The sequence below is a fragment of the Ornithinimicrobium carbonis genome, assembly GCF_050703245.1.
In the GTDB taxonomy this organism is placed as follows: Bacteria; Actinomycetota; Actinomycetes; order Actinomycetales; family Dermatophilaceae; genus Ornithinicoccus.
This window is the reverse complement of sequence record NZ_CP192647.1, coordinates 3720766-3743955: the sequence shown is the minus strand read 5'-3', so window position 1 is coordinate 3743955 and position 23190 is coordinate 3720766. Positions and strand designations below refer to the sequence as shown.

Below are 23190 nucleotides of genomic sequence, written 5' to 3'. Positions count from 1 at the left end.
GCTGTGGGCCGGAGGGCCCGTCCGGCGGGTGGGCGGGGACGGGGGTCCTCCGCCGCCCTGCCGGTCCGGCCCGGCACGGCCGGGGCGGGTGCCCCGACCGTGCCGGCCTGCGGATGGTGCCGGTCCACGGTGACCGGCGGTGACGTCCGTCAGGGGTGACGGGTGTCGGGGTCGTGGTCGTGGTGCTCCCCGTGGAGGAGCTCGTCGTCCAGGGCGCCCGTGGCGTGCGCGGCGACGAGCTCGCTGCGCCCGGGGTAGCGGACCTCCTCGACCAGCTGCTGCATGACCTCGGTCGGCTTCTCGGTGAACTGCGACACCACGATCGTGACGGCGAAGTTGATGAGCATGCCGACGAATCCGAAGCTGGTGGCCGCGATGCCGAAGATGCCCTCGCTGCCGCCGTAGATCGGGATCGTCCAGATCATGTAGGCGAACGTGATGATCAGACCGGCGGCCATGCCGGCCGCGGCACCCTTGGCGGTGCACTTCTTCCAGAAGATCCCCAGGAACAGGATCGGGAAGAAGCTGGCGGCCCCGAGCCCGAAGGCCAGGGCGACCACCTGCGCCACGAACCCGGGCGGGTTGATGCCCAGGTAACCGGCGATGATGATGGCTCCACCCATGGCGAACCGCCCGACCATCAGCTGACGGGCCTCGGTCGCCTGCGGGTTGATCCGCTTGTAGTAGACGTCGTTGGCGACCGCCGAGCTGATGACCAGCAGCAGGCCCGAGGCGGTGGACAGCGCCGCCGCCAGACCGCCGGCGGCGACCAGGCCGATGATCGGGGCCGGCAGGCCCGCGATCTCCGGCGCGGCCAGCACCACGATGTCGTTGTTGATGGCGAGCTCGAAGCCCTCGCCCAGGCCGCCGGCGACGTCGATCGTGCCGTTGCCGTTCAGGTCGTTGACCGTGATGAGGCCGACGTCGCGCCAGGAGGCGAACCAGGCCGGGACGTCGTCGACGCCCGTGCCGGGGATCTGGTTGAGCACGTTGTACTTGCTGAACGCGCCGATGGCCGGAGCCGTCAGGTAGAGCAGCGAGATGAAGAACAGCGCCCACAGGGCCGAGAACCGGGCGGCGCGCACGCTGCGGGCGGTGTAGAACCGCACGATGACGTGGGGCAGACCGGCGGTGCCGAACATCAGCGTGGCCGTCATGAGCAGCATGTTGAGCATGTTCATCTGGGTGAACGCCCCGGTGTAGGCGTTGAGCCCGAACTCGGTCTGCAGCGCGTTGAGCTCGCCCATGATCTGGCCGAAGCCGATCTGCGGGATCGGGATCCCGGTGAGCCTCTGCGAGATGGCCACCGCGGGGATGAGGTAGGCCACGATCAGCACGGAGTACTGGGTCACCTGGGTCCAGGTGATCCCCTTCATGCCGCCGAAGACGGCGTAGGCGAAGACGATCGCCATGCCGATGATGACGCCCAGCGTCTGGTTGACGCCCAGGAACCGCTGGAAGACCAGGCCGACACCGGCCATCTGGCCGGCGACGTAGACGAAGGAGACGACGATCGCCGAGATGACGGCGATGATCCGGGCGGTCTCGGAGAACCGGTCGCCGACGAACTCGGGAACGGTGAACTTGCCGAACTTGCGCAGGTAGGGCGCCAGCAGCAGGGCCAGCAGCACGTAGCCACCCGTCCACCCCATGAGGTAGACCGAACCGGCATACCCGTTGCTGCTGAAGGCGATGATCCCGGCCATCGAGATGAACGACGCGGCGCTCATCCAGTCGGCGGCGATCGCCGCCCCGTTGGCCGGTGCGGGGATGCCGCCGCCGGCGACGTAGAAGCCAGCGGTGTCGGACACCCGGCTGGCGTACGCGATGTAGATGTAGAGGCTGAACGTGATGACGACGAAGACGAGGGTCCAGGCTTGCACGGCGCCCATCAGTGGTGCACCTCCATCTCGTACTCGGTGATCCCGAACGCCTTGTCCAGCTTGTCCATCCGCCACACGTAGACGGCGATGAGGATCAGGAAGGTGAGGATCGAACCCTGCTGGGCGAACCAGAAGCCGAGCGGCATGCCCAGGAAGTTGACGGCGTTCAGCGGCTCGACGAACAGGATCCCCGCCCCGAAGGAGACGAGGGCCCAGATCGTGAGCAGGACCGCCATCAGGCGCAGGTTGCGGCGCCAGTAGGCCTTGCGTTGTGCCATGTCCATCAGGTGACCTCGGGCGTTGGTGGGAAGGTGGGACTCACGGTGATCTCCTCCTCGACGGGGACGGCCCGCCGACGTCCCGGCGGTGTGACCCGCGCCACGGTAGGGCCAGGGTCACCCCCCTGGTGAGTACCGCCGGACCGCGGGTCGTCCGACGGCGCCCACCGGACGACGAACGGTCGTCCTGGCGGGACGAACGGTCGGGGGCGGAGGCGCCTCAGAGGGTCAGCACGGCGGCCAGCAGAGCGGCCGGCAGCGCCAGCTGGGCGGTGGCGCCGAGCACGTCGCCGGTGGCACCGCCGAGGGTCCGCCGGGCGTGGGCGCCCACCACGAGCGCCGCTCCCAGCGCCGCCAGGAGCATCGCCGCCCCGGTCCACCCCAGCAGCGCGCAGAGCAGGACCGGCACGACCCAGGCGAGGAGGGTATGGCGCAGCGCCAGTCCCTGCACCACCGCCCGGCCGGTCCCGTCCTCTCGGGCGTAGGGCAGCAGCAGGGCGACCGGCAGCATCGCCGCCCTGGACAGGGACCAGGCCGTCGCGCCGAGCAGGGCGGCCGCGAGCCACCCGGCGGGGCCGTCCGCACCCCGGCCGGTGCCCAGGATCCCGGACGCCGGGCCCGTGACCGCACCGGCCGTCAGGACCTCGACCAGCAGAGCCCCCTCGAGCAGCAGCGCGAGCACCACGGCGGTCGTCCCGTAGACGCCGGTGGCGTGGTCCTTCATGATCCGCAGGCGCGCCGCGCGGTCCCGGCCGCCCGAGGCGTCCGCGAGGTCTGCCAGGCCGTCGAGGTGCAGCGCGCCGGTGAGCAGATGCTCGACGACGAGCACGAGGACCACCGCGACGAGGACCCCGGTCCACGTCGCCAGCAGGAGGCCCAGGAGCAGGGCCGTCGCACCGAGCAGGGCCCCGACGACCGGGAACCACACCGCCGCCCGGGCGAGGTCGACGGGAGCCGCGCGGTCCGTGCCCTCGCCCGAGCTGCCGCCCCTGGTCGCACCCGCGGTACCGCTCCCGCCCCCACCCGCCGTGCCACCGCCTCCCGCCCGTCGCCGGACCGGGACGCGGGTCAGGAACGCGACGGCGTCGAGGAACCCGGTGCCCACCGCCGGGTCAGACCGTCGGCCGGTCCTGGGCCAGGCCCAGGTCGGCGAAGCTGCCCATCTCGCGCAGCACCGCGACCGCCGACCGGAGCACCGGCACGGCCAGCGCCGCCCCCGTGCCCTCGCCCAGCCGCATCCCCAGCCGCAGGACCGGCTCCAGACCGAGCTCCTCCAGCTGGACGGCGTGCCCGGGCTCGGGGGAGAGGTGGGCGGCGACCATCGCGTCGACGGCCCGCGGGGCCAGCCGGGTCGCGACCACCGCCCCCGCGGTGCTGATGAACCCGTCGAGGAGCACCGGCACCCGCCGGGCCGCCGCGCCGAGCGCCACCCCGGCCAGCGCCGCGATCTCCAGCCCGCCCATCCGGGCCAGCACCTCCCAGGTCCCGCCGGCCCCCTCGTGCCGACGCAGGACCGCGTCGACCGCACGGACCTTGGCGGCGAGCACCTCGCCCGTCACCCCCGTGCCCGGTCCGGTGACGCGGGCCGGGTCGCGGCCCAGCAGCGCAGCGGTCAGCGCGCTCGCGGTGGTGGTGTTGCCGATCCCCATCTCCCCCAGGCCGACCAGGTCGGCCCCCTCGTCCACCAGGTCGGCGGCGAGCGTGACGCCGTGGGCCACGGCGCGCTGGGCCTCGGCGACGCTCATCGCCGGCCCCTCCAGGCTGTTGGCGGTGCCCGCGCGCACCCGGCGGTCGAGCACCTGGTTCTGGCCGGGCTCGATCCGCGGCGGGTCGACGACACCGAGGTCGGCCACCACGAGCCGGACGCCGGACTGGCGGGCGAGCACCCCCACGGCCGCCGTGCCGGCCGCGAACCCCTGCAGCATCAGCCCGGTGACCTCCTGGGGGTAGGCGCTCACCCCGCTCCTGGCGATGCCGTGGTCGGCCGCGCAGACGACGATCGCCGGAGCGTCCACGTGGGGCTGCGCGGTGCCCTGGATGCCGGCGAGGCGGGCGGCCAGCCGCTCCAGCTCGCCGAGGCTGCGCAGCGGCTTGACCTTCCCGTCCATGGCTCCCGCCGCAGCGGCTGCGGCGTCGGCGTCCAGCGGACGGATCGCGGCCACGGCCTGCTCGACGACGGCCAGCGCCTCCCGGTCGTGCTCGGGGCGGGTCATGTCTCCTCCACGGGGTCGAGGGTCAGGGTGCGCCCGGCCACCACGAGCTGGGCCAGGTCGGCGTACCCGGCCACGGTCGCGTTGACCCGGCCGAGCCGGTCGCGGTACTCACGCGCGACCGGGTGCATGGGGACGATGCCCGAGCCGACCTCGTTGGTCACGACCAGCACGGTCCCGGGGTATGCCGCGCCCCACCGGCCCAGGGCGTGCGCCTGCTCGAGGGTGCCGGCCTCGTCGTCGCCGCGCGCCATGAGGTGGGAGACCCACAGCGAGAGGCAGTCGACGACGACCGTGGGGCGGGGACCTGGTCCGGCGCCGAGGTCGAGGTCGAGGTCTGTCAGCGCGGCGACCAGCTCGGTGGGCTCCTCGACCGTGCGCCAGTCACCGGGCCGCTCGGCCCGGTGCCGGGCGATGCGGTCGGCCATCTCGGTGTCACCCTCGTCGGCCCGTCCGGTCGCGACGAGGACCACGGGGGCCCCGGTGCTGCGGGCGCGGCGGACGGCGAGGGACGACTTGCCGCTGCGGGCGCCGCCGGTGAGGAAGGTCATCGGCACGCTGGGCAACCTATCGCGGACCTGTGGACGGACCGACCGTCCGCGCGGCGGGTCGGCGTACCGTGCCTCGCGTGCACCGGCCGGAGGTGCCGGGGCACGCGGCGCGAGGCGCGGTGCGTGCGGTGCGCGGGAGGGGAGGGACCTTGGAGAGCACGCCCGACACGGCGGCGTTCCTGGAAGGGGAGCGTCGGACGATGACGGAGAACATCCGCCCCGGCGACCGGATGGCGGGCGTGAGGTTCGACGAGACGTCGAACGACGTTGTCACGTCGACGACACCCTCGCGATGGCCGCGCTGTCGCGACAACCGCATGGGGGCGATGACTGAACAGCCACGTTGACCAACCCGGTCGACCAGCCTAGTCTCCTGAGGGTGGAGGTCGTGAAGGTGCAGCAGGCCAAGACCCACCTGTCGGCCCTGCTCGCCCGCGTGGAGGTCGGGGAGGAGATCCTGCTCGCCCGGGGTGACCGCGTGGTGGCCCGGCTCGTTCCCGTCGACCCGCGTCCCCGACGGCTCGGCTCCGGGTCCTACCGCCTCCCTGAACAGCTTCTTCGACGACCTGCCTGCCGAGGAGCTGGACGCCTGGGAGGGACGGTGACCTCGGGCGTGCCTCTCCTGCTGGACACGCACGTCCTGGTCTGGGCGGTCCACGAGCCGGGCCGGTTGTCCGACGACGCCCGGGCGCTCGTCTCCGACCCCGGTCGCCAGCTGCTCGTCTCGGCCGTCTCCGGCTGGGAGCTGGCCACGAAGCACCGGGTGGGCAAGCTCCCGGGCGGAGCCCTGCTCGTGGCCACCTTCGCTCAGCAGGCACAGGATCTGGGGGCGGAGCTCGTCGACATCACGACGGAGGACGCGATCCTCGCTGGCAGCTTCGGGTGGAGCCACCGCGACCCCTTCGACCGGATGCTGGCCGCCCAGGCGGTGACCCGCTCCGCGGTGCTGGTGACGGCAGACCCGGCGCTCACGGCGCTGGAGGCGGTCCGCACAGCCTGGTGACAGCGCCGGCGGTCCTGACCTGCAGAGGCCGCCCGCCGTCGAGCTGGGAGAGGCCGCCCGCCGTGCTGGGGAGAGCGCCTACCGTCGCGCTGGAAGACAGCGCATGCGGGTCCTCTCAGGAGACGGTCCGGGTCCGCCCTCCCCGGCGCTCGTCCAGCACCACCGGTGGGTCGGCGCTGCGACGGGTCGGACGCGCCCGGGGGGCGGGCACGACGACGAGGTCGCCGGCGACCTCGTGGACGTGGACCGGGTGCCCGTAGACGCGCGAGAGCAGCTCCGGCTCGAGCACCTCCACAGGCGTGCCGAGCGCCGCGAGCTGGCCGCGGTCCAGCAGAGCGAGGCGGTCGGCGTACCGGGCCGCGGAGTCGAGGTGGTGCATGGCGGCGACGACGGTGAGGCCGTCCTGACGGCGCAGCTCGTCGACCAGCTCCAGCACCTCGACCTGGTGACCCAGGTCAAGGGCGCTGGTCGGTTCGTCCAGCAGGAGCACCGGTGACTGCTGCGCGAGCGCCCGGGCGATGACCACCCGCTGGGCCTCCCCGCCGGACAGCCGGCGCACGGAGCGCTCCGCGAAGGAGGTGAGGCCCAGACGGCGCAGGACGTCGGTGGCGACCCGCCGGTCGACGGCCGACTCGGAGCGCAGCCAGCCCACGTGCGCGGTACGCCCGAGCAGGACGTACTCCACGACGCTCATGCCCGGAGGCAGCTCGGGGCTCTGCGGCATGAGGGACAGGTCGGTGGGGCCGGGCAGCGACCCGGTGCCCAGCTCGACCGTGCCGGTGCTCGGGACGAGGCCCACGAGAGCCCGCAGCAGTGTCGACTTGCCCGAGCCGTTCGGACCGATGAGCCCCAGCCACTCGCCGGTGCGCAGGTCCAGGTCGGTGCCCCGCAGCACCTCGGTGCCGTCGTGGACGACCCGCAGGTCCCGGACCCGCAGCGCGTCGAGCGGGCGCAGGGGTGCCGCGGCCGACCGGGCCGAGGCCCCGGAGGCCGACCCGGAGGTCGACCCGGAGGTGGCCCCGGAGGTCGACCCGGGCGCCCGCCGTCCCGACAGCCGGGAGGACAGCGGCAGGGACCGGGCGGTCGGAGGTGGAGGGGGACGGGGGGTCATGGATCCTGCCTTCCGCGCCACAGGACGAAGGAGAAGAACGGGGCGCCCACGAAGGCGGTGATGACGCCGACGGGCAGCTCCGCGGGGGCGGCCAGGGTGCGGGCCCCCACGTCGGCGACCGTGAGGAACGCGGCGCCCACGAGGGCCGACAGCGGCACGAGGACCCGGTAGGAGTGGCCTACGAGCAGTCGCACCACGTGCGGGGTCACCAGCCCGACGAAGCCGATGAGGCCGCTGACCGACACCGCGGCGGCGGTGATGAGGGTGGCGGCCCCCACGACGACGAGGCGGGAGCGGGCCGGCCGCAGGCCCAGCGCCCGCGCCTCGTCGTCGCCGAGCCGCAGCACGTCCAGGTGGCGGGCGTGCAGGACCAGCACCAGCCCGGCGAGCAGGACGTAGGGCAGCAGCAGCAGGACCGGTGCCCAGCCGTGGGTGGCAGCCGGCCGAACAGCCACGAGAGGACCTCCCGGGCCGCGGTCTGGTCGAGGCGCTGCAGGGCGAAGGTCTGCGAGGCGGAGAACAGGGCGGCCATGGCCACCCCCGCCAGGAGCAGCGTGGCGGGGTCGCGGAACGAGCCGCGGGCCACCATCACCGACCCGGTCACCGCCAGCAGCGCCCCGAGGAACGCCGCCGCCGGCAGGGCGCCCACCGGGCCCCAGGACAGGTCGAGCCCGAAGCCGAGCGCCAGCACGGCGCCGAGCCCGGCCCCGGCCGAGACGCCCAGCAGGTAGGGGTCGGCCAGCGGGTTGCGGAAGACCCCCTGGTAGCCGGCGCCGGCCACCGCCAGGGACGCGCCGACCAGCGCGGCCAGCGCCGTGCGCGGCAGCCGGATCTGCCACAGCACGGCCTCCTGCTGGGCGGTGAGGGTCTGTTCCACCGTGACGCCCGGCAGCGCGCCGACCAGCGAGCGCACGACGCCCTCCACCGACAGCCCCGCGGCCCCCTGGGTGACCGACACCAGCGCCGCCAGGGCCAGCAGTGCGGTCGCGCCCAGGACGGCCGGCCAGGTCAGCCGGAAGGCCCGGGCGGCTGCCTGGTCCAGCGGGTCGCCCGGTCGGGGAGCGGTGGTGGTGGAGGTCATCGGGGAGCTCGTCGTGGTCGCGTGGGGTTGGTCGTGATCGTCGTGATGGTCGTGATCGTCGAGGTGGTCGAGTCTCGCCCGGTCAGCGACCGGCCGGCACGGCGGCGGCCTCGGAGAGCGCCTCGGCGAGGGTCTGCACGAGCTGCGGCAGACGGGGTCCCCAGCGCGAGGCGATGTCGGCGTCCACCACGACCACCGCGTCCTGCTGCACCGCGGTCACCTCCGACCACCCGGGACGGGCGGCGACCTCCTCGGGCCCGTAGCCGATCTCGTCGGTGATGACGATCAGCTCCGGGTCCGCCGCGACGACCGCCTCCTCGGTGAGCTGGGGGTAGCCGCTGGCGTCCGTGTCGGCCTCGTCGGCGATGTTCTCCGCACCCAGCTCGGCGTAGACCGAGCCGATGAAGCTGGAGCTGCTGGCGGCGAAGAAGGTGTCGTCCACCTCGTGGTACACCCGCACCTGCGCACCCTCCGGCGCGGCGGCATACGCATCGTCCATCTCCGCGCGCATCTGCGCGACCACGTCGGCGGTCTCGTCCACGTGCCCGGTGAGCAGGCCGAGGGCGGCGATGTCGTCGTAGCCGCTCTCCACGTCGGCCGGCGGGGCGTTGACGAAGACCGGGATGTCCAGGGCGTCGAGCGAGGCGACGAGGTCGCCCGGGTCGTAGGCGACGACGACGAGGTCCGGCTCGTAGGCCGCGACCGCCTCCACGTTGGGCTCGAAGCCGGACAGGTCGGTCGTCGGGGCCTGCGCCGGGTAGGTCGAGAACTCGTCGGCCGCGACCACCTGGTCGCCGGCGCCGATCGCGAAGAGGATCTCGGTGGCCGCCGGGGACAGCGACACGACACGATCCGTTCGGGCCGCTCATCCAGGGTCAGCTCACCCGTGGGGGTGTCGACGGTGACGGGGAAGTCGCCACCGCCCTCGGCGGCCCCGGCGCCGGCCGTGGCGGTGTTCCCGTCCTGCGCCGCGGTCGCCCCCGCGGCCTCACCAGTGGCGTCGTCCTCGGTGTCGTCCCCGGCGGAGGTCGCCGGTGCACCCGCACCCTCGTCCGGGTCGTCGGTGGCGCACCCGGCCAGCAGCAGCCCCAGGGCTGCGGCGGCGGCCAGGGTCCGGGGTGCGCGATGGGCGCGTGCGGAGCGGGGAGGGACGGGGGTATGCGGTGTGCGTGCGTCGGTCATGGGGGTCCTCCTGTCGGTCGAGGTGGGGTTTCGCTCGAGCGACAGGGCCCTGCGGTTCCGGGGCCGTCGTCCGAACCGGCCCTGGGTCCTCGAGGGCGTGTGGTGCGGATCACCGTGCAGTTCGACCGGACTCGGCCTCCGACTGCTGGTCGGGGGCTCCACCGTTGCGGGACAGTGCCGGGTTCTCACCGGACTTCGTCTGCACGACGTCGTCACTGTACCCCCGGGTGCGCAGGGGCCGCGCCGGGAACCCGGCCGACGAGCGCCGGCCGGCGCCCCGGACGGCCCGGAAAGGGTCCCGGAGAGGCCGTTTTCCGTTCCACGACGCGGATCTGGGCGTGTTGCTTGGCAATCCGGGCCGCGATCTGCCTACCGTGAGGCGACCCATCCATGCGATGAAAGGCTGTACCCATGAGCAAGAAGGTCATCGTCGAGGCCGTCGCCCGTGAGGCGGGCATGACCCAGGCCGCTGCCGACAAGGTCGTCAGCTCCGTCCTCGAGGCCGTCTCGGCCGAGCTCGCCAAGGGCGAGAAGGTCGCGTTCCCCGGCTTCGGCACCTTCGAGGTCCGCGAGCGCGCGGCCCGCACCGGCCGCAACCCCCAGACGGGCGCGGAGATCCAGATCGCCGCGAGCAAGTCCGTCGGCTTCAAGCAGGGCTCGAAGCTGAAGGACCGCGTCAACGACTGATCCGTCCCAGACGCGTCGCGACGCCCGGTCCCCACGAGGGGCCGGGCGTCGCGCGTTTCCCGCCGGAGCAGCCGCGCCGCCCTCAGCAGCTCCGCCTCGCAGCCGCAGTGGCCCCGCCGCCCCCTCAGCAGCTCCGCCTCGCAGCGGCCGTGCCTCACCCGGTGACGCCGCGCCCGGAGCTCTCCACGTCGTGGACGTGGTGCTCCACGTCGTGCAGGAGGTACACCGCCAGCGTCGCCACCGTGAACGCCGTCCCCGCCCGGTAGCCCCGCCGCCCCCAGGCGTCGTCCGGAACGGCGTCGAAGGCCTCGGCGGTGGAGCCGGCCTCGGCCGCCAGCTGCCGGGCGACCTCGTCCGGATCCTCCTCGGCGTAGCGACCCTCGACCGCCGCCAGGTCCTGGTCCCAGCCCGCGAACTGCGCCCCGTCCTCGGCCAGCATCAGGGCCAGTCGCTCCCGCATGACGACGAGGACGTCGCGCACGTGCGCGGCATACTCCAGCGGGGACCACACCGTGGGGGCGGGGCGCTCGCGCACGTCGTCCTCGGCGAGCCGCGACCGCCAGGTCGGCACGCTCGCACGCAGGCGTTCCCCGACCGTGCGGACGTCGACGTCGGGGTCGAAGCCGCACTCCGCGCACCCGTCGGTGAGAACGACGGTCCAGTCCTTGGTGTCGGGAGGTACCGGCCGGGGGCGACCGCCTGTCGCGTCGTGGTCCATGCCCGCATCGTGACACGCCTGCCCTAACCACTTGTCACCAGATCGATAACCATGCATGATGGTCCGCATGACGTCGACGGGCTGGCACCTGACCCGGTGCGCCGAGCTGGACCTTCTGCGCGTCAGCAGCATGCTGATGTGCACGTGTCGCTGACCCCCGCCCCGCCGACGCGCGTCTGACCCGCCGGCCGCCCGACCTCCTCGGTCAGGCAAGGCCGTCCCGCGCCGCACGCACCGACGCCGCACGCACCGACGCCGCCTGCACCTCACCCGGGTCGCCCGGGTACCGGCTGCTGGCTGCTGGCTGCTGCCCCCCGACGCTCCCGTCCTCCGCCCTCGTCGGACCCGCGCCGCTCCGGCCCGTTCCGACCCAGATCCCTCCGTTCCTCCGGCCGAGACCGCCCCCTGCCCGACCGCACCGCAAAGGCTGCCCCATGACCACCTCCACCCCCACCGTCCCTCCCGTCGTACCTCCTTCCGCCGCCGCCCGTGCCGGCTCACCTCCGACCGGCGCCCGGGTCCGTCCCTCGCGCCCGGGTCAGCCTCAGGGTCAGTGGGCGGTGGACGGGCGCGAGCCGCTGAACGCCAACGAGGTCTTCAAGGCCGCCGACAACGGGCTCAACGTCCACGAGCGCATCGAGACGATCTACGCCCACGAGGGCTTCGACTCGATCCCGACCGACGACCTGCACGGCCGGTTCCGCTGGTGGGGGCTGTACACCCAGCGGCGCCCCGGCATCGACGGCGGGCGCACCGCCCAGCTGGAGCCGCACGAGCTGGAGGACCGCTACTTCATGCTCCGCGTCCGCATCGACGGCGGAGCGCTGAGCACCGCCCAGCTGCGGGTGATCGGCGAGCTGTCCACCGAGCTGGCCCGGGACACCGCCGACATCACCGACCGGCAGAACATCCAGCTGCACTGGGTGCGGGTCGAGGACGTGCCGCAGATCTGGGCGCGGCTGGAGGCGGTCGGGCTGTCCACGACCGAGGCGTGCGGCGACACCCCCCGGGTGATCCTCGGCTCCCCGGTCGCCGGGGTGGCCGCCGACGAGATCATCGACCCCACCCCGGTCATCGACGAGATCGTCACCCGTTTCGTCGGAGACCCCGAGCTGGCCAACCTCCCCCGCAAGTTCAAGTCCGCCATCACCGGTCACCCGAGCCTTGACGTCGTCCACGAGATCAACGACATCTCCCTCGTCGGCGTCGTCCACCCCGAGCTCGGTCCCGGCTACGACCTGTGGGTCGGTGGCGCGCTGTCCACGGCGCCGCGGCTGGCCGAGCGGCTCGGGGCCTTCGTCCCGGCCGACCAGGCCGCCGAGGTCTGGCACGGCGTGGTCCGGATCTTCCGCGACCACGGCTACCGGCGCCTGCGCACCAAGGCGCGCCTGAAGTTCCTGCTCGCCGAGTGGGGTCCGGAGAAGTTCCGGCAGGTCCTGGAGACGGACTACCTCGGCCACCCGCTGCCCGACGGTCCGGCGCCCGCCGCGCCGAGCGGACCCGGCGACCACGTCGGGGTGCACCCCCAGAAGGACGGGCTGCGCTACGTCGGGCTCGCCCCCACCGTCGGCCGCCTCCCGGGCAGCGCCCTGCAGCGGCTGGCCGACCTGGTCGAGGCCGTGGGGTCCGGGCGCGTCCGGCTGACCCCGCACCAGAAGCTCATCGTGCTGGACGTCCCCCCCGACCGGGTCGACGAGCTCCTCGAGGGCGCGGCCCGCCTCGGTCTGACCGCCACCCCCTCGGTGTTCCGCCGCTCCACGTCGCCTGCACCGGCATCGAGTTCTGCAAGCTGGCCATCGTGGAGACCAAGGCGACGGCCGCCACCGCCGTCGCCGAGCTCGAACGGCGCCTGGCCGACGTCGAACCGCTCCTGGACAGCCCGATCAGCCTGCACGTCAACGGCTGCCCCAACTCCTGCGCCCGCATCCAGACGGCCGACATCGGGCTGAAGGGCCAGATCATCACCACCGGCGCCGGGGTGCAGACGCCGGGCTTCCAGGTCCACCTCGGCGGGGGACTGGCCTCCGTCGACCTCGAGGAGCCGGGCCTGGGCCGGACCGTCCGCGGGCTGAAGGTCTCGGCCGAGGAGCTGCCGGACTACGTGGAACGGGTCGTGCGCAGGTATGCCGCGACGCGCACCCCGGGGGAGACCTTCGCCCGCTGGGCGCACCGCGTGGACGACGAGGAGCTGCGGTGAACCGCACCGACCTGGGCCTCGCGCCCGCGCCGCGAGCGGTCACGGGAGCGGCGCGGCCGGGTGCGCCGGACCCGACGCAGTCCGACCCCGCCAGGGCCGAGCACCTGCGTGCGACCGCCGAGGAGGCCGGCCGGCGGTTCGCCGCCGTGGAGGCCGACCTGGGTCCGCGAGCCCTGGCCGACCTGGTCCTGGAGTGGGCGGCCGAGGAGTTCGACCGGCTCGCCGTGGCGTGCTCGATGGCCGACGCCGTGCTCCCGCACCTGGTCGCCGAGCACCGGCCCGGGGTCGACGTCCTCTTCCTCGACACCGGCTACCACTTCCCCCAGACCCTGGCCACCCGCGACCGGGTCGCCGCCCAGCTCGACGTCACCGTCGTCGACGTGCTCCCCGGGCGGACCGTGGCCGAGCAGGACGCCGACCTCGGTCCGCGCCTGCACGACCGCGACCCCGCCCGGTGCTGCGCCCTGCGCAAGGTGGGTCCGCTGCGGCGCACCCTGGCGGGTTACGACGCCTGGATCACCGGCGTGCGCCGGGAGGAGGGCCCCACGCGGGCGGACACCCCCCCTCGTCACCTGGGACGAGGCCTTCGGCCTGGTCAAGATCAACCCCCTGGCGACGTGGACCCTCGAGCAGGTGCTCGACCACGCCGAGCGGGAGCTGCTGCCGGCCAACCCCCTGCTCGCCCAGGGCTACCCCTCGATCGGCTGCGCGCCGTGCACCCGCCCGGTCGCTCCCGGCGAGGATCCTCGGGCCGGTCGCTGGGCCGGCTTCGCCAAGACCGAGTGCGGCCTTCATCCCGGCGCTCCCGCCGGTGACCGCGGCACCGCGCCCGCCGGCGCGCACGCCATACCCCCTGCTCCGACCACCCCGACCCCCCGGGAGGCGCCATGACCACCCTGACCCCCGACCTGCGACCCGCGTCCCTGCCGCCGGTGGCCCAGCTGCCGGCGCGCGGGGGCGAGCACGCCCTGCTGGACGCCCTGGAGAGCGAGGCGGTCCACATCATCCGGGAGACGGTCGCCGAGCTGGAGCGGCCCGTGCTGCTCTTCTCGGGCGGCAAGGACTCCGTGGTGATGCTCCACCTGGCGGCCAAGGCCCTGTGGCCGGCCCGGGTGCCCTTCCCGGTGCTGCACGTGGACACCGGACACAACTTCCCCGAGGTGCTGGCGTTCCGGGACCGGGCGGTGGAGCGGTACGGCGTCGAGCTGGTGGTCGCCCGGGTCCAGGACTACCTCGACGACGGCCGGCTGCGGGAGCGGGCCGACGGCACCCGCAACCCCCTGCAGACGGTCCCGCTGCTGGAGGCGATCGCGGCCCACCGCTTCGACGGCGTCTTCGGGGGCGGCCGTCGCGACGAGGACAAGGCCCGCGCCAAGGAGCGGATCGTCAGCCTGCGCGACGACTTCGGCCAGTGGGACCCGCGCAACCAGCGCCCCGAGCTGTGGCGGCTCTACAACACCCGGCACCGCCCCGGTGAGCACGTGCGCGTCTTCCCCCTCAGCAACTGGACCGAGCTGGACGTCTGGCGCTACGTGGCGCGGGAGGGGATCGAGCTGCCCCCACCTCTACTACGCCCCACGAGCGCGAGGTCTTCGAGCGGGACGGGATGCTGCTCACGCCCGGGCCGTGGAGCCGGCCCCGGCCGGGGGAGGTCACGACCGGCCGCCGGGTGCGCTACCGCACCGTCGGCGACATGTCGTGCACCGGAGCGGTCCTCTCCGAGGCCGTGGACGTGCAGGAGGTGCTCGCCGAGGTGGCCGCCAGCACCGTCACCGAGCGCGGCGCCACCCGGGCCGACGACCGGCTCTCCGAGGCCGCCATGGAGGACCGCAAGAAGGAGGGGTACTTCTGATGAGCACCTGGATCTCGACCTCGACCTCGACCGCGCCCGCGCCGTCGACCCTCACCCGGAACCTAGGCTCCACCCGGGGCTCCGGCCCCGTCCCGGACCCGGCGTGGAACCAGGACGGTGCCGCGCGGTCGGCCACCCCGACCCTGCTGCGGCTGGCCACCGCCGGCTCGGTGGACGACGGCAAGTCCACGCTCGTAGGGCGCCTGCTGCACGACACCCGGTCCGTCCTCGCCGACCAGCTCGCCGCGGTCGAGGCCGTCAGCCGGCGCCGCGGGTGGACGGGCGAGCTGGCCGACCTGGCGCTGCTCACCGACGGCCTGCGCGCGGAGCGTGAGCAGGGGATCACCATCGACGTGGCCTACCGCTACTTCGCCACGGCGACCCGGTCGTTCATCCTGGCCGACTGCCCCGGGCACGTGCAGTACACCCGCAACACGGTCACCGGCGCCAGCACCGCCGACGTGGTGGTCGTGCTCGTCGACGCCCGGCACGGCGTGGTCGAGCAGACCCGCCGCCACCTGGCGGTCGTCGGGCTGCTGCGCGTCCCGCACGTCGTCGTGGCGCTGAACAAGATCGACCTCGTCGACGACGCTGAGGCGGTGCACCGCAGGGTCTGCGCCGAGGTGGCCGAGCTGTCCGCCCGGCTCGGCCTCGCCGACGCGCTCGTCGTGCCGGTCTCGGCGCTGCTGGGGGACAACGTCGTCGAACGCTCCCCCCGCACGGGCTGGTACACCGGCCCCACCCTCCTCGAGCTCCTGGAGACCCTGCCGCCTCTGGACCTGGCGCAGGAGCCGTTCCGGATGCCCGTGCAGCTGGTCCTGCGACCCCAGCACGGCGCGGTGGACCCCGCCCTCGTGGACTACCGGGGGTATGCCGGGCACGTGGGCTCGGGCACGGTGCGGGTCGGGGACGAGGTCGTGGTGTCCGCGTCCGGCCGGCGGACCACGGTCGTGGGGATCGACGTCGGCGGACGCGGCGTGCCCGAGGCGGCAGCACCCCTGTCGGTGACGCTCCGGCTCGCCGACGCCCTGGACGTCGCGCGCGGCGACCTCCTCAGCGCCGCCGACGCGGCCCCGGGAACGACGCAGGACGCGGACGCCGTGCTGTGCTGGCTCGCGGAGACGCCCCTCGTGCCCGGTGCGCGGGTGCTGGTCAAGCACGGCACCCGCACCGTGCGGGCCCGGGTCGCCCGGCTGGTCTCCCGCCTCGACGTGGCCACCCTGGACCACGGCCCCGTGGAACGGGCCGGCCTCAACGACCTCGTGCGGGTCGAGCTGCGGCTCGCCGAGGCCCTGCCGCTGGAGCCCTACGACGTGTCCCGCGAGGGTGGATCCTTCCTCGTCGTCGACGAGCACGACGGGACCACCCTCGCCGCCGGGATCGTCGGCACGGGGTCGCTCCCGTGAGCGCCGGTCTGACCCTGCTCGGGCTGGACCTGAGGGGTCGACGGGTCGTCGCCGTCGGGGGCGGGCCGGTCTCGGCGCGCCGGGCGCTCGACCTGGCCGAGGACGGGGCCCAGGTCACGGTCGTCGCGCCCGAGCTCTGCCCCGACCTGGCCGCGGCGGTGGCCCGGCGGCAGGTCGGCTGGGTGCCCCGTCCCTACGCCGGTCCCGGCGACCTGGCCGGGGCCTGGTTGGTGCACACGGCCACCGGCCAGGATCGGGTCGACGACCGGGTGGCGCACGACGCGGAGGGCGCACGCATCTTCTGCATCCGCGCCGGGGCCCCGGAGCGGGGCACCGCCCGGGTGCCCGCACGCGGCACGGTCGCGACGAAGGACGGACCGCTGCAGGTCGCCGTGCACGCCGGCGGCGACCCGCGCCGCTCGGTCACCGCCCGGGACGCGGTCCTGGCGCACCTGGGCTCCGGGTCGGTCGACCTGCGCGCCCGCCGGCCGCGCCGCACCGGCTGGGTGGCCCTCGTCGGGGCCGGTCCCGGTGACGAGCAGCTCGTCACGACCCGCGCCGCGGCCCTGCTGGCCCAGGCGGACGTCGTGGTCACCGACCGGCTGGTCCCGCGCCGTCTGCTCGAGCGCCTCCCCGGGGGCGTGCGCGTGGTCGACGTGGGCAAGACCAGCGGCAGCCACCCCGTCCCGCAGCAGGAGATCAACCGGATCCTCGTGCGGGAGGCCCGGGCCGGTCGAGCGGTCGTCCGGCTCAAGGGTGGGGACCCCTACGTGCTGGGCCGGGGCGGGGAGGAGCGGCTGGCCTGCGAGGCGGCCGGCGTCGAGGTCGAGGTCGTCCCCGGGATCAGCTCGGCGGTCGCCGTGCCTGCCGCCGCGGGCATCCCGGTCACCCACCGGGGCCTGGCCCGCGGCTACACGGTGGTCACCGGCCACGACGAGCTGCCTGCGCTGCCCACCGGTGGCGACCACACCCTCGTCGTCCTCATGGGCGTGGCCACGCTGCGGCGCACGGCGGCCCTGCTCGTGGAGCACGGCCGTTCTCCGGCCATGCCGGTCGCGGTCGTCGAGAGCGGCTGCACCCCGCAGCAGCGGGTGACCCTGGGCACCCTCGCCGACGTCGCGGACCGGGCCGAGGCGGTGGGCGTCGCGTCGCCGGCCGTCGTGGTCGTCGGGGACGTGGTCCGTCTGGCCCACGCGTGGGCGGCTGCCGGGACCACGCCGGCCGGCGTGGTCGACGTGGGGGGCGAGGTGGCCCTCGGCGTGCCTCGCCCCCTGCCCGTCGGTGCGGTGGCGTGACCACCCTGGTCCTGGTCCTGCTCGTCGGGGTCGCGGCCCAGCTCGTGGACGGGTCGCTCGGCATGGGATACGGCGTGACGTCCGCGTCGCTGCTGCTCTCGACCGGCATCGCGCCGGCCCTGGCCAGCGCGTCGGTGAACGTCGCCCAGCTGGGGACGACGCTCTCGTCGGGGATCAGCCACTGGCGGGTCGGCAACGTCGACTGGCGGATCGTGCGCCGGCTGGCCGGTCCCGGCGCCGTCGGCGGGTTCGCCGGGGCGACCGTGCTCTCCGGTCTGGACACCGCCGTGGCGAGACCCGTGATGGCCTGGCTGCTGCTCTTGCTCGGGGTCGTCGTCACCGTGCGTTTCGTGCTGCGGCCGTCGCCACGGCGGGGACGGTTCTCCCGGTGGACGGCGCGGCGCCGGTTCCTCGGGCCGCTCGGCGCCGGGGGAGGTTTCGTCAACGCGACCGGGGGCGGTGGCTGGGGGCCCGTGGTCACCTCCACCCTGCTGGCCACCGCGGACGTCGAGCCGCGCCGGGTCATCGGGTCGGTGGCGACCTCGGAGTTCGTCGTCACGGTCGCGGCCAGCGCGGGGTTCCTGGTCGGTCTGGGTCTGCGGGACCTGGACTGGTGGACGGTGGGCGCCCTTATGGTCGGGGGCGTGGTCGCCGCGCCCTTCGCGGCCCTGCTCGCCGGGAGGCTGCCGCAGGCCGTCCTCGGCGTGGCGGTCGGAGGGCTCATCGTGCTGCTCAACCTCGCCCCGGTGCTGTCCGGGCTGGGGGTGGCGCGGGCGGGGCTCAGCGTCCCCGCGGTCGTGGCCGTCGTCGCCGCGGTGTGGGTGTCGCTGCTCGTGCGCGCCACCCTGGGTGTCCGTCGTGCCCGCACGCCCCGGCCTGCGCCGACGGGCGAGGAGCGCGTCAGCGTCGGAGCGGCACCATGACGGGCCGGCAACCCGTGGTCCCGGCCCGCCACGCCACGGGCGGGGAGGGCCGCCGCACCCTGGTGGGAACCGCGCACGCCACACCGGTGGGGAGGGCCGCCGCCCCCTGGTGGTGGCGGCGCACGGCACGGCCAGCGAGGAGGGCCAACGCGTGGTCCGCGACTGCGCCGCCCGGGCCGGCGCGCTCCTGGGGCTCCCCTCCCCGCCCCCCGTCGGGTTCGTCGACGTCTGCGGGCCGACCCTGCAGGAGGTCCTCACCGGGTTGACCGACCCGGTCGTCGTGCCGTTCTTCCTGGCGTCCGGCTACCACGTGCGCCACGACGTCCCCGCGGCCGTCGTGACGATGCCCGGGGCGTCGGTCACTCCGGCGCTCGGCGCTGCCGAGGAGGTGCTCCAGGCCCTGGCGGACCGCGTGCTGGAGGCCAGTCCCCGGGCGGGGGAGAGCGCCGGGGCGGCGGCCACGAGGCTGCGGGCCGTCCTCGTCGTCGGCGCCGGCTCCAGCGTCGACGCGGCCCGGGCGGAGGTCGCCCAGGTCTCAGGTCTTCTGGGCGCACGGCTCGGCGTCGCCACGGGCACGGCCTTCCTCAGCGGCCCCGGACCCCGGCCGGACGAAGAGCTGTCCCGGCTGGCCGACGACGGCTCGGAGCCGGGACACGTCGTCGTCGCCGCCCACCTGCTCTCACCCGGCCACTTCCTGGACCGGGCCCACCGGGTGGCGGCCACCGCCGGCACCGTGGCCACCGCACCGCTGGGCACCCACGACGCCCTGGCCGCACTCGTGGCACGCCGCTACCTCGAGGCCACCGCGTGATCGCAGGCAGGTGTGGTGGTGCGTCCGCCCGCCGGCGGCATCGGGCGACAAGGGTGTCATCGGGTTTGCCCAGACCGCATCCACGTTTCCGCAGGTCGCGGTCGCGTGGGTCCGTGCAAACTGGACGAGACCTCTGCCGCCGCACGGCGGCCAACCGTGCCCGGGCCGACTATCAGCCGGTTCTCAACCGCGACATGGGTAAAACCGCAGGTCGCGGGAACGCCCGCCGACAAGAACCGGCCGACAGTTCGACGGGCGGGCCCGCCAGACCGCTCGACCGGCCGCCTCCACCGGCTCGACCCGCGATCGCTCGCCCAGCCGGCCCGCCCCACCGGCTCGACCGGCCACACCGACGGCTGGACCGGACGCCGACGGCTCGACCGGCGATCGCTCGCGCAGCCGGCACGCTCCCGACCGCTGAGCCCGCCCCGCCGACGGCCTGCCAGGCCGGCCCACCACCTGCTCAGCCGGCCAGCACCTCCGCCGTGGTCGCCGCGTCGATCCCGAAAGCCTCCCCGACGGCCGGGTACGTGAGCTGCCCGGCGTGGGTGTTCAGACCGTGCGCGAGCGCGTCGTCGTCGTCCCGCATCGCCTGCTCCCACCCCTTCTCGGCCAGCTGCACGGCATACGGGAGGGTGGCGTTCGTCAGCGCCCACGTCGAGGTGTGCGGCACCGAACCGGGCATGTTGGCCACGCAGTAGTAGATCGACTCGTGCACTGGGAAGGTCGGGTCCGCGTGCGTCGTGGCCCGGGACCCCTCGAAGCAGCCGCCCTGGTCGATCGCGACGTCGACCAGGACCGAGCCGGGCTTCATCGAGGCGACCATCTCGTCGGTGACCAGCTTGGGGGCGCGGGCACCGGGCACGAGGACGGTGCCGATGATCATGTCGGCGTCCGGCACCAGCTCGGAGATGGTCAGCGTGTTGGACGCCAGCTGGCGCACCTGGTTGTCGAACCGCCAGAACAGGGTGCGCAGCTTGGCCAGGTCGGTGTCGAGGATGGTGACGTCGGCGCCCATGCCGAGCGCGATGTTGGCCGCGTTCTGCCCGGCGACGCCACCGCCGAGCACCAGGACCTTGGCGTTGGCCACGCCGCCGATGCCCCCCATGAGCACCCCGCGCCCGCCGTTGACCTTCATCATGGTGTGCGCGCCGACCTGGGGTGCCAGGCATCCGGCGACCTCGGACATCGGGTAGAGCAGCGGCAGCGAGCGGTCCGGCAGCTGGACGGTCTCGTAGGCGACCGCGGTCGTCCGGGCCTCCAGGAGACGCCGGTCAGCGGCTCGTCGGCCGCCAGGTGCAGGTAGGTGAACAGGGTCAGGTCCTCGCGCAGGAAGTCGTACTCCTGCTCGACCGGCTCCTTGACCTTGAGCACCATCTCCCCGGCGGCCCAGGTGTCCTCGGCGCCGTCGACCAGCTTGGCCCCCTGGGCGACGTAGTCCTCGTCGGGGATCGAGGACCCCTCCCCGGCCCCCCGTTGCACCAGCACCTCGTGACCCCGGCGCACCAGCTCGTGCACCCCCACCGGGGTGATGGCCACGCGGTACTCGTTGTTCTTGACCTCTGTCGGCACGGCGATCCTCATCCGCCCACTCTGGCATCCCGGGGCGCTTCCGCGCAGGATCGGCGGATCCGGGGCCCCAGCCGAAGCGGTGTGCCGTCGCGCGCCGAGGAGGTGTGCCGTCGCGCGCCCAGGGGGTGTGCGGTCGCGCGCCGAGGGGTATGCCGAGACGCGCGGTCACCGGGGACCGGGGGCCGGGCGGCGCGCGCGGGGGGTGCTGTCGCGCTCCGCGGGGGAGGCGCGGCATACCCTGGCGCCGTGCCCGTCCGTCCCGATCCGCCCCAGCCGCGCTTCTGGCGCAGGTTCGTCGCCGTGGGCGACTCCTTCACCGAGGGGCTGGCCGACGAGGACCCGACCCGGCCGGGGGAGCACGTGGGCTGGGCCGACCGGGTGGCCGTGACGCTGGCGGCCCGCAACGCGCGCGAGGGGGTCGACCTGCGGTACGCCAACCTGGCGGTCCGGGGGCGACGCATCGACGCCGTGCTGGCCGAGCAGCTGCCGGCGGCGCTGGAGCTGCGGCCGGACCTGGTGAGCCTGTCGGCGGGCGGCAACGACGTGCTGCGCCCGCGGGTCTCGATCCCGTCGGTCATGGCCAGGCTCGAGGGGGCGGTGCAGGAGCTGCGGTCCACCGGGGCCGACGTGCTGCTCTTCACCTCGGCCAACGTGTCCTGGATACCGGTCGTCAGCCGGATCACGCCCCGGCTGGTCGAGCACAACGCCGAGCTGTGGGCCATCGGTCAGCGGACCGGGGCGTTCGTCGTGGACATCTACACGCTTCGGGCGCTGCGAGACCCTGCGATGTACGCGCAGGACCGCATCCACCTCAGCTCGCAGGGTCACGAGCGGGTCGCGGCCCAGGTGCTCTGGACGCTGGGGCTGCCCGTCGAGGAGGAGGGGTGGACCGACCCGCCCGTCCCGCTCCCGCCGCGCGGACGGGTCGAGACCATCCGGGAGCACCGGGAGTGGGCCTCCGGGCACCTGGGCCCCTGGGTCGGGCGTCGGCTGCGCGGTCGCAGCTCCGGCGACGGCCGCACGGGCAAACGTCCGGAGCTGCGGCCGGTGGACCTGGCCGACGGGCCTGCCCGGTAGCGACCGGGGCCTGGTCGCGGAGGGGGCCCCTGGTGAGACCGGGCTCCCCTGGCAGCCTCGGCTCCCCTACCGGCTGCCCCACTCCCAGGGTGGCGTGGTGAGCACCCCCTGTCCCTCCACCCGCGTCTCGCCGAGGTCCTTGGCCAGCTCGACGAGCCGCAGGGGCGGCACCTCGCCGGGCTCCGGCTCCAGGTCGCGCGGGTCCTGCCCGTCCACGGTCAGGGCCCGGGCCAGCTCCTCGACGAGGACCTCGGAGTGGGTGACCACGACCACCTGGGTGCGCCCGGACGCGGTGGCGACGAGCCGGGCCAGGGCGGGCAGCAGGGAGGGGTGCAGGCTGGTCTCCGGCTCGTTGAGCGCCATCAGGCGGGGCGGGACCGGGGTGAGCAGGGCCGCGAGCCACAGCAGGTAGCGCAGGGTTCCGTCCGACAGCTCGGCCGTGCGCAACGGGCGCAGCATCCCCGGCTGGTGCAGCCGGACGTCGAACAGCCCGTCCTGGACGGCGACCTCGAGCCGGGCTCCGTCGAAGGCGTCCGCGACCGCCTCGTCCAGGCCCGACCTTCCGTCCTCGGCGATCGTCTGCAGCGCCGCGGCCAGGTCGGCGCCGTCGTCGGCCAGGGCCCAGGTGCGGGTGCCGACCTGGGGCTGGCGGGCGGGGCTGCCCAGGTCGACCCGGAACCCGTCGTAGAAGCGCCAGGAGCGCAGCTGCTCGCGCACCGCCCACAGCTCGGGTGCGGCCACCGGGTCGACGACCTCGGTGAGCATGCTCGACCAGGCCTGCACGCTCACCGGGGCCTGGACCCAGCTGCCAGCGTCGTCGCGGACCTCGACCCGGTGGTGCCTGCGGCGGGCCAGCAGGGTGGAGGGTCGCATCACCGGCCCGGTCCACACCGCCTCCCGCTTGACCTCCGGATCGCGGTCGAAGGCCGACCCGCCCTGCACCGGGATGCCGAGGTCCACGAGGTAGGACAGCTCGTCGCCACCGACCCCCAGCAGGAGGGAGATCCGGCCCTTGCGCACGGTGCCCTCCACGGCATACCCCCGTCGGGCGCCGCCGAGGGTCTCCGGACCGGCCCACAGGGCCGAGCCGAGCCCGCCCTCGCGGGCCAGCGACCCGACGACCTGCCCGCCGCCGCAGTCGGCCAGCAGGCGCAGCGCCCGGTAGACGCTGGACTTGCCCGAGCCGTTGGCCCCCGTGACGACGGTCAGCCGGCCCAACGGCAGGCGGACGTCGCGCAGGGAGCGGTAGCCGCCGATCGCCACGGTGCTGTACACGGACCCCACGCTACGAGCCGGGTCCGACAGGCGGACGAACGAGTGGACGGGTCATGCGGCCGGACCGGGCGCTCGGGT

General features: G+C 74.6%; 18 protein-coding genes and 5 pseudogenes. 11 read left to right on the top strand and 12 right to left on the bottom strand.

The window, feature by feature from the left end:
• Positions 1–149: 149 nt before the first annotated feature.
• The 5 genes from ACQ95T_RS18780 to ACQ95T_RS18760 all read right to left on the bottom strand — a co-directional run bounded on the left by ACQ95T_RS18780 (position 150) and on the right by ACQ95T_RS18760 (position 4922).
• Entirely contained in the window at positions 150–1892 is a 1743-nt protein-coding gene (locus ACQ95T_RS18780; RefSeq protein WP_425943339.1) for a sodium:solute symporter family protein, read from the bottom strand.
• Entirely contained in the window at positions 1892–2167 is a 276-nt protein-coding gene (locus ACQ95T_RS18775; RefSeq protein WP_431473284.1) for a DUF4212 domain-containing protein, read from the bottom strand. The genes ACQ95T_RS18780 and ACQ95T_RS18775 overlap by 1 nt, the downstream gene beginning before the upstream one ends.
• Positions 2168–2381: 214 nt before the next feature.
• Positions 2382–3266 (bottom strand): adenosylcobinamide-GDP ribazoletransferase, encoded by an 885-nt coding sequence (locus tag ACQ95T_RS18770; protein ID WP_425943337.1) that lies wholly within the window; start codon positions 3264–3266, stop codon positions 2382–2384.
• Positions 3267–3273: 7 nt separating this feature from the next.
• On the bottom strand, positions 3274–4374 hold the full coding sequence (gene cobT / locus ACQ95T_RS18765; RefSeq protein WP_425943336.1) for a nicotinate-nucleotide--dimethylbenzimidazole phosphoribosyltransferase: 1101 nt from the start codon (positions 4372–4374) through the stop codon (positions 3274–3276).
• On the bottom strand, positions 4371–4922 hold the full coding sequence (locus ACQ95T_RS18760; RefSeq protein WP_425943462.1) for a bifunctional adenosylcobinamide kinase/adenosylcobinamide-phosphate guanylyltransferase: 552 nt from the start codon (positions 4920–4922) through the stop codon (positions 4371–4373). Before ACQ95T_RS18760 ends, cobT begins: the two co-directional genes overlap by 4 nt.
• A 149-nt stretch (positions 4923–5071) precedes the next feature.
• Between ACQ95T_RS18760 and ACQ95T_RS18755 the strand changes: the two genes are divergently transcribed.
• Positions 5072–5269 (top strand): hypothetical protein, encoded by a 198-nt coding sequence (locus ACQ95T_RS18755; RefSeq protein WP_425943335.1) that lies wholly within the window; start codon positions 5072–5074, stop codon positions 5267–5269.
• Positions 5270–5301: 32 nt separating this feature from the next.
• The gene (locus ACQ95T_RS18750) at positions 5302–5925 is read left to right on the top strand and encodes a PIN domain-containing protein (protein ID WP_431473283.1); all 624 of its coding nucleotides are present in this window, start codon (positions 5302–5304) and stop codon (positions 5923–5925) included.
• Positions 5926–6040: 115 nt separating this feature from the next.
• On the opposite strand, the gene ACQ95T_RS18745 is transcribed toward ACQ95T_RS18750, so the two are convergent.
• The 4 genes and pseudogenes from ACQ95T_RS18745 to ACQ95T_RS18730 all read right to left on the bottom strand — a co-directional run bounded on the left by ACQ95T_RS18745 (position 6041) and on the right by ACQ95T_RS18730 (position 8961).
• Positions 6041–7036 carry an ABC transporter ATP-binding protein gene (locus ACQ95T_RS18745; RefSeq protein ID WP_425943332.1) on the bottom strand — a complete coding sequence of 332 codons (996 nt, stop codon included), beginning with the start codon at positions 7034–7036 and terminating at the stop codon, positions 6041–6043.
• Positions 7033–7413: a FecCD family ABC transporter permease gene (locus ACQ95T_RS18740; RefSeq protein ID WP_431473282.1), complete on the bottom strand. Its 381-nt coding sequence runs from the start codon at positions 7411–7413 to the stop codon at positions 7033–7035. Before ACQ95T_RS18740 ends, ACQ95T_RS18745 begins: the two co-directional genes overlap by 4 nt.
• 116 nt (positions 7414–7529) lie before the next feature.
• Positions 7530–8117, bottom strand: a pseudogene (locus ACQ95T_RS18735) (iron chelate uptake ABC transporter family permease subunit); the annotation flags it as partial.
• A gap of 82 nt (positions 8118–8199) precedes the next feature.
• The gene (locus ACQ95T_RS18730; protein WP_431473281.1) at positions 8200–8961 is read right to left on the bottom strand and encodes a helical backbone metal receptor; all 762 of its coding nucleotides are present in this window, start codon (positions 8959–8961) and stop codon (positions 8200–8202) included.
• A 749-nt stretch (positions 8962–9710) separates the two neighbouring features.
• Between ACQ95T_RS18730 and ACQ95T_RS18725 the strand changes: the two genes are divergently transcribed.
• A complete protein-coding gene (locus ACQ95T_RS18725; RefSeq protein ID WP_425943329.1) occupies positions 9711–9986 on the top strand; it encodes an HU family DNA-binding protein in 276 nt (91 codons plus the stop codon).
• A gap of 154 nt (positions 9987–10140) precedes the next feature.
• On the opposite strand, the gene ACQ95T_RS18720 is transcribed toward ACQ95T_RS18725, so the two are convergent.
• Entirely contained in the window at positions 10141–10704 is a 564-nt protein-coding gene (locus ACQ95T_RS18720) for a DinB family protein (RefSeq protein ID WP_425943328.1), read from the bottom strand.
• 434 nt (positions 10705–11138) lie between these two features.
• Here ACQ95T_RS18720 and ACQ95T_RS18715 point away from each other — a divergent pair.
• The 7 genes and pseudogenes from ACQ95T_RS18715 (at position 11139) to ACQ95T_RS18685 (ending at position 19188) form a co-directional block, all read left to right on the top strand.
• Positions 11139–12901 (top strand): annotated as a pseudogene (locus ACQ95T_RS18715) (nitrite/sulfite reductase).
• A 104-nt stretch (positions 12902–13005) separates the two neighbouring features.
• A pseudogene (locus ACQ95T_RS18710) lies at positions 13006–13792 on the top strand (phosphoadenylyl-sulfate reductase).
• Positions 13789–14753: pseudogene (gene cysD / locus ACQ95T_RS18705) on the top strand (sulfate adenylyltransferase subunit CysD). Before ACQ95T_RS18710 ends, cysD begins: the two co-directional pseudogenes overlap by 4 nt.
• Positions 14753–16159 carry a sulfate adenylyltransferase subunit 1 gene (locus ACQ95T_RS18700; protein WP_425943325.1) on the top strand — a complete coding sequence of 469 codons (1407 nt, stop codon included), beginning with the start codon at positions 14753–14755 and terminating at the stop codon, positions 16157–16159. Before cysD ends, ACQ95T_RS18700 begins: the two are co-directional and overlap by 1 nt.
• Positions 16156–17454 (top strand): uroporphyrinogen-III C-methyltransferase, encoded by a 1299-nt coding sequence (gene cobA, locus ACQ95T_RS18695; RefSeq protein WP_425943324.1) that lies wholly within the window; start codon positions 16156–16158, stop codon positions 17452–17454. The genes ACQ95T_RS18700 and cobA overlap by 4 nt, the downstream gene beginning before the upstream one ends.
• Positions 17451–18377, top strand: a complete 927-nt coding sequence (locus ACQ95T_RS18690; protein WP_425943323.1) for a sulfite exporter TauE/SafE family protein — start codon at positions 17451–17453, stop codon at positions 18375–18377. The genes cobA and ACQ95T_RS18690 overlap by 4 nt, the downstream gene beginning before the upstream one ends.
• Positions 18378–18528: 151 nt before the next feature.
• Complete coding sequence (locus tag ACQ95T_RS18685; protein WP_431473280.1) at positions 18529–19188, top strand: sirohydrochlorin chelatase; 660 nt, start codon at positions 18529–18531, stop codon at positions 19186–19188.
• Between the two features lie 463 nt (positions 19189–19651).
• Here the strand turns inward: ACQ95T_RS18685 and ald are convergent.
• A pseudogene (gene ald, locus ACQ95T_RS18680) lies at positions 19652–20772 on the bottom strand (alanine dehydrogenase).
• Positions 20773–21006: 234 nt separating this feature from the next.
• Here ald and ACQ95T_RS18675 point away from each other — a divergent pair.
• On the top strand, positions 21007–21837 hold the full coding sequence (locus tag ACQ95T_RS18675) for an SGNH/GDSL hydrolase family protein (RefSeq protein WP_425943320.1): 831 nt from the start codon (positions 21007–21009) through the stop codon (positions 21835–21837).
• A gap of 66 nt (positions 21838–21903) precedes the next feature.
• Here the strand turns inward: ACQ95T_RS18675 and ACQ95T_RS18670 are convergent, their stop codons facing one another.
• On the bottom strand, positions 21904–23112 hold the full coding sequence (locus tag ACQ95T_RS18670) for an AAA family ATPase (protein WP_425943319.1): 1209 nt from the start codon (positions 23110–23112) through the stop codon (positions 21904–21906).
• Between the last annotated feature and the right edge of the window lie 78 nt (positions 23113–23190).

What these genes read in the sequence shown, in the direction of transcription:
- ACQ95T_RS18780 (WP_425943339.1), bottom strand. Translation starts at nt 1,892, where the DNA reads ATGGGCGCCGTGCAAGCCTGGACCCTCGTCTTCGTCGTCATCACGTTC.
- ACQ95T_RS18775 (WP_431473284.1), bottom strand. Translation starts at nt 2,167, where the DNA reads ATGGACATGGCACAACGCAAGGCCTACTGGCGCCGCAACCTGCGCCTG.
- cobT (WP_425943336.1), bottom strand. Translation starts at nt 4,374, where the DNA reads ATGACCCGCCCCGAGCACGACCGGGAGGCGCTGGCCGTCGTCGAGCAG.
- ACQ95T_RS18760 (WP_425943462.1), bottom strand. Translation starts at nt 4,922, where the DNA reads ATGACCTTCCTCACCGGCGGCGCCCGCAGCGGCAAGTCGTCCCTCGCC.
- ACQ95T_RS18745 (WP_425943332.1), bottom strand. Translation starts at nt 7,036, where the DNA reads ATGACCCCCCGTCCCCCTCCACCTCCGACCGCCCGGTCCCTGCCGCTG.
- ACQ95T_RS18725 (WP_425943329.1), top strand. Translation starts at nt 9,711, where the DNA reads ATGAGCAAGAAGGTCATCGTCGAGGCCGTCGCCCGTGAGGCGGGCATG.
- ACQ95T_RS18720 (WP_425943328.1), bottom strand. Translation starts at nt 10,704, where the DNA reads ATGGACCACGACGCGACAGGCGGTCGCCCCCGGCCGGTACCTCCCGAC.
- ACQ95T_RS18700 (WP_425943325.1), top strand. Translation starts at nt 14,753, where the DNA reads ATGAGCACCTGGATCTCGACCTCGACCTCGACCGCGCCCGCGCCGTCG.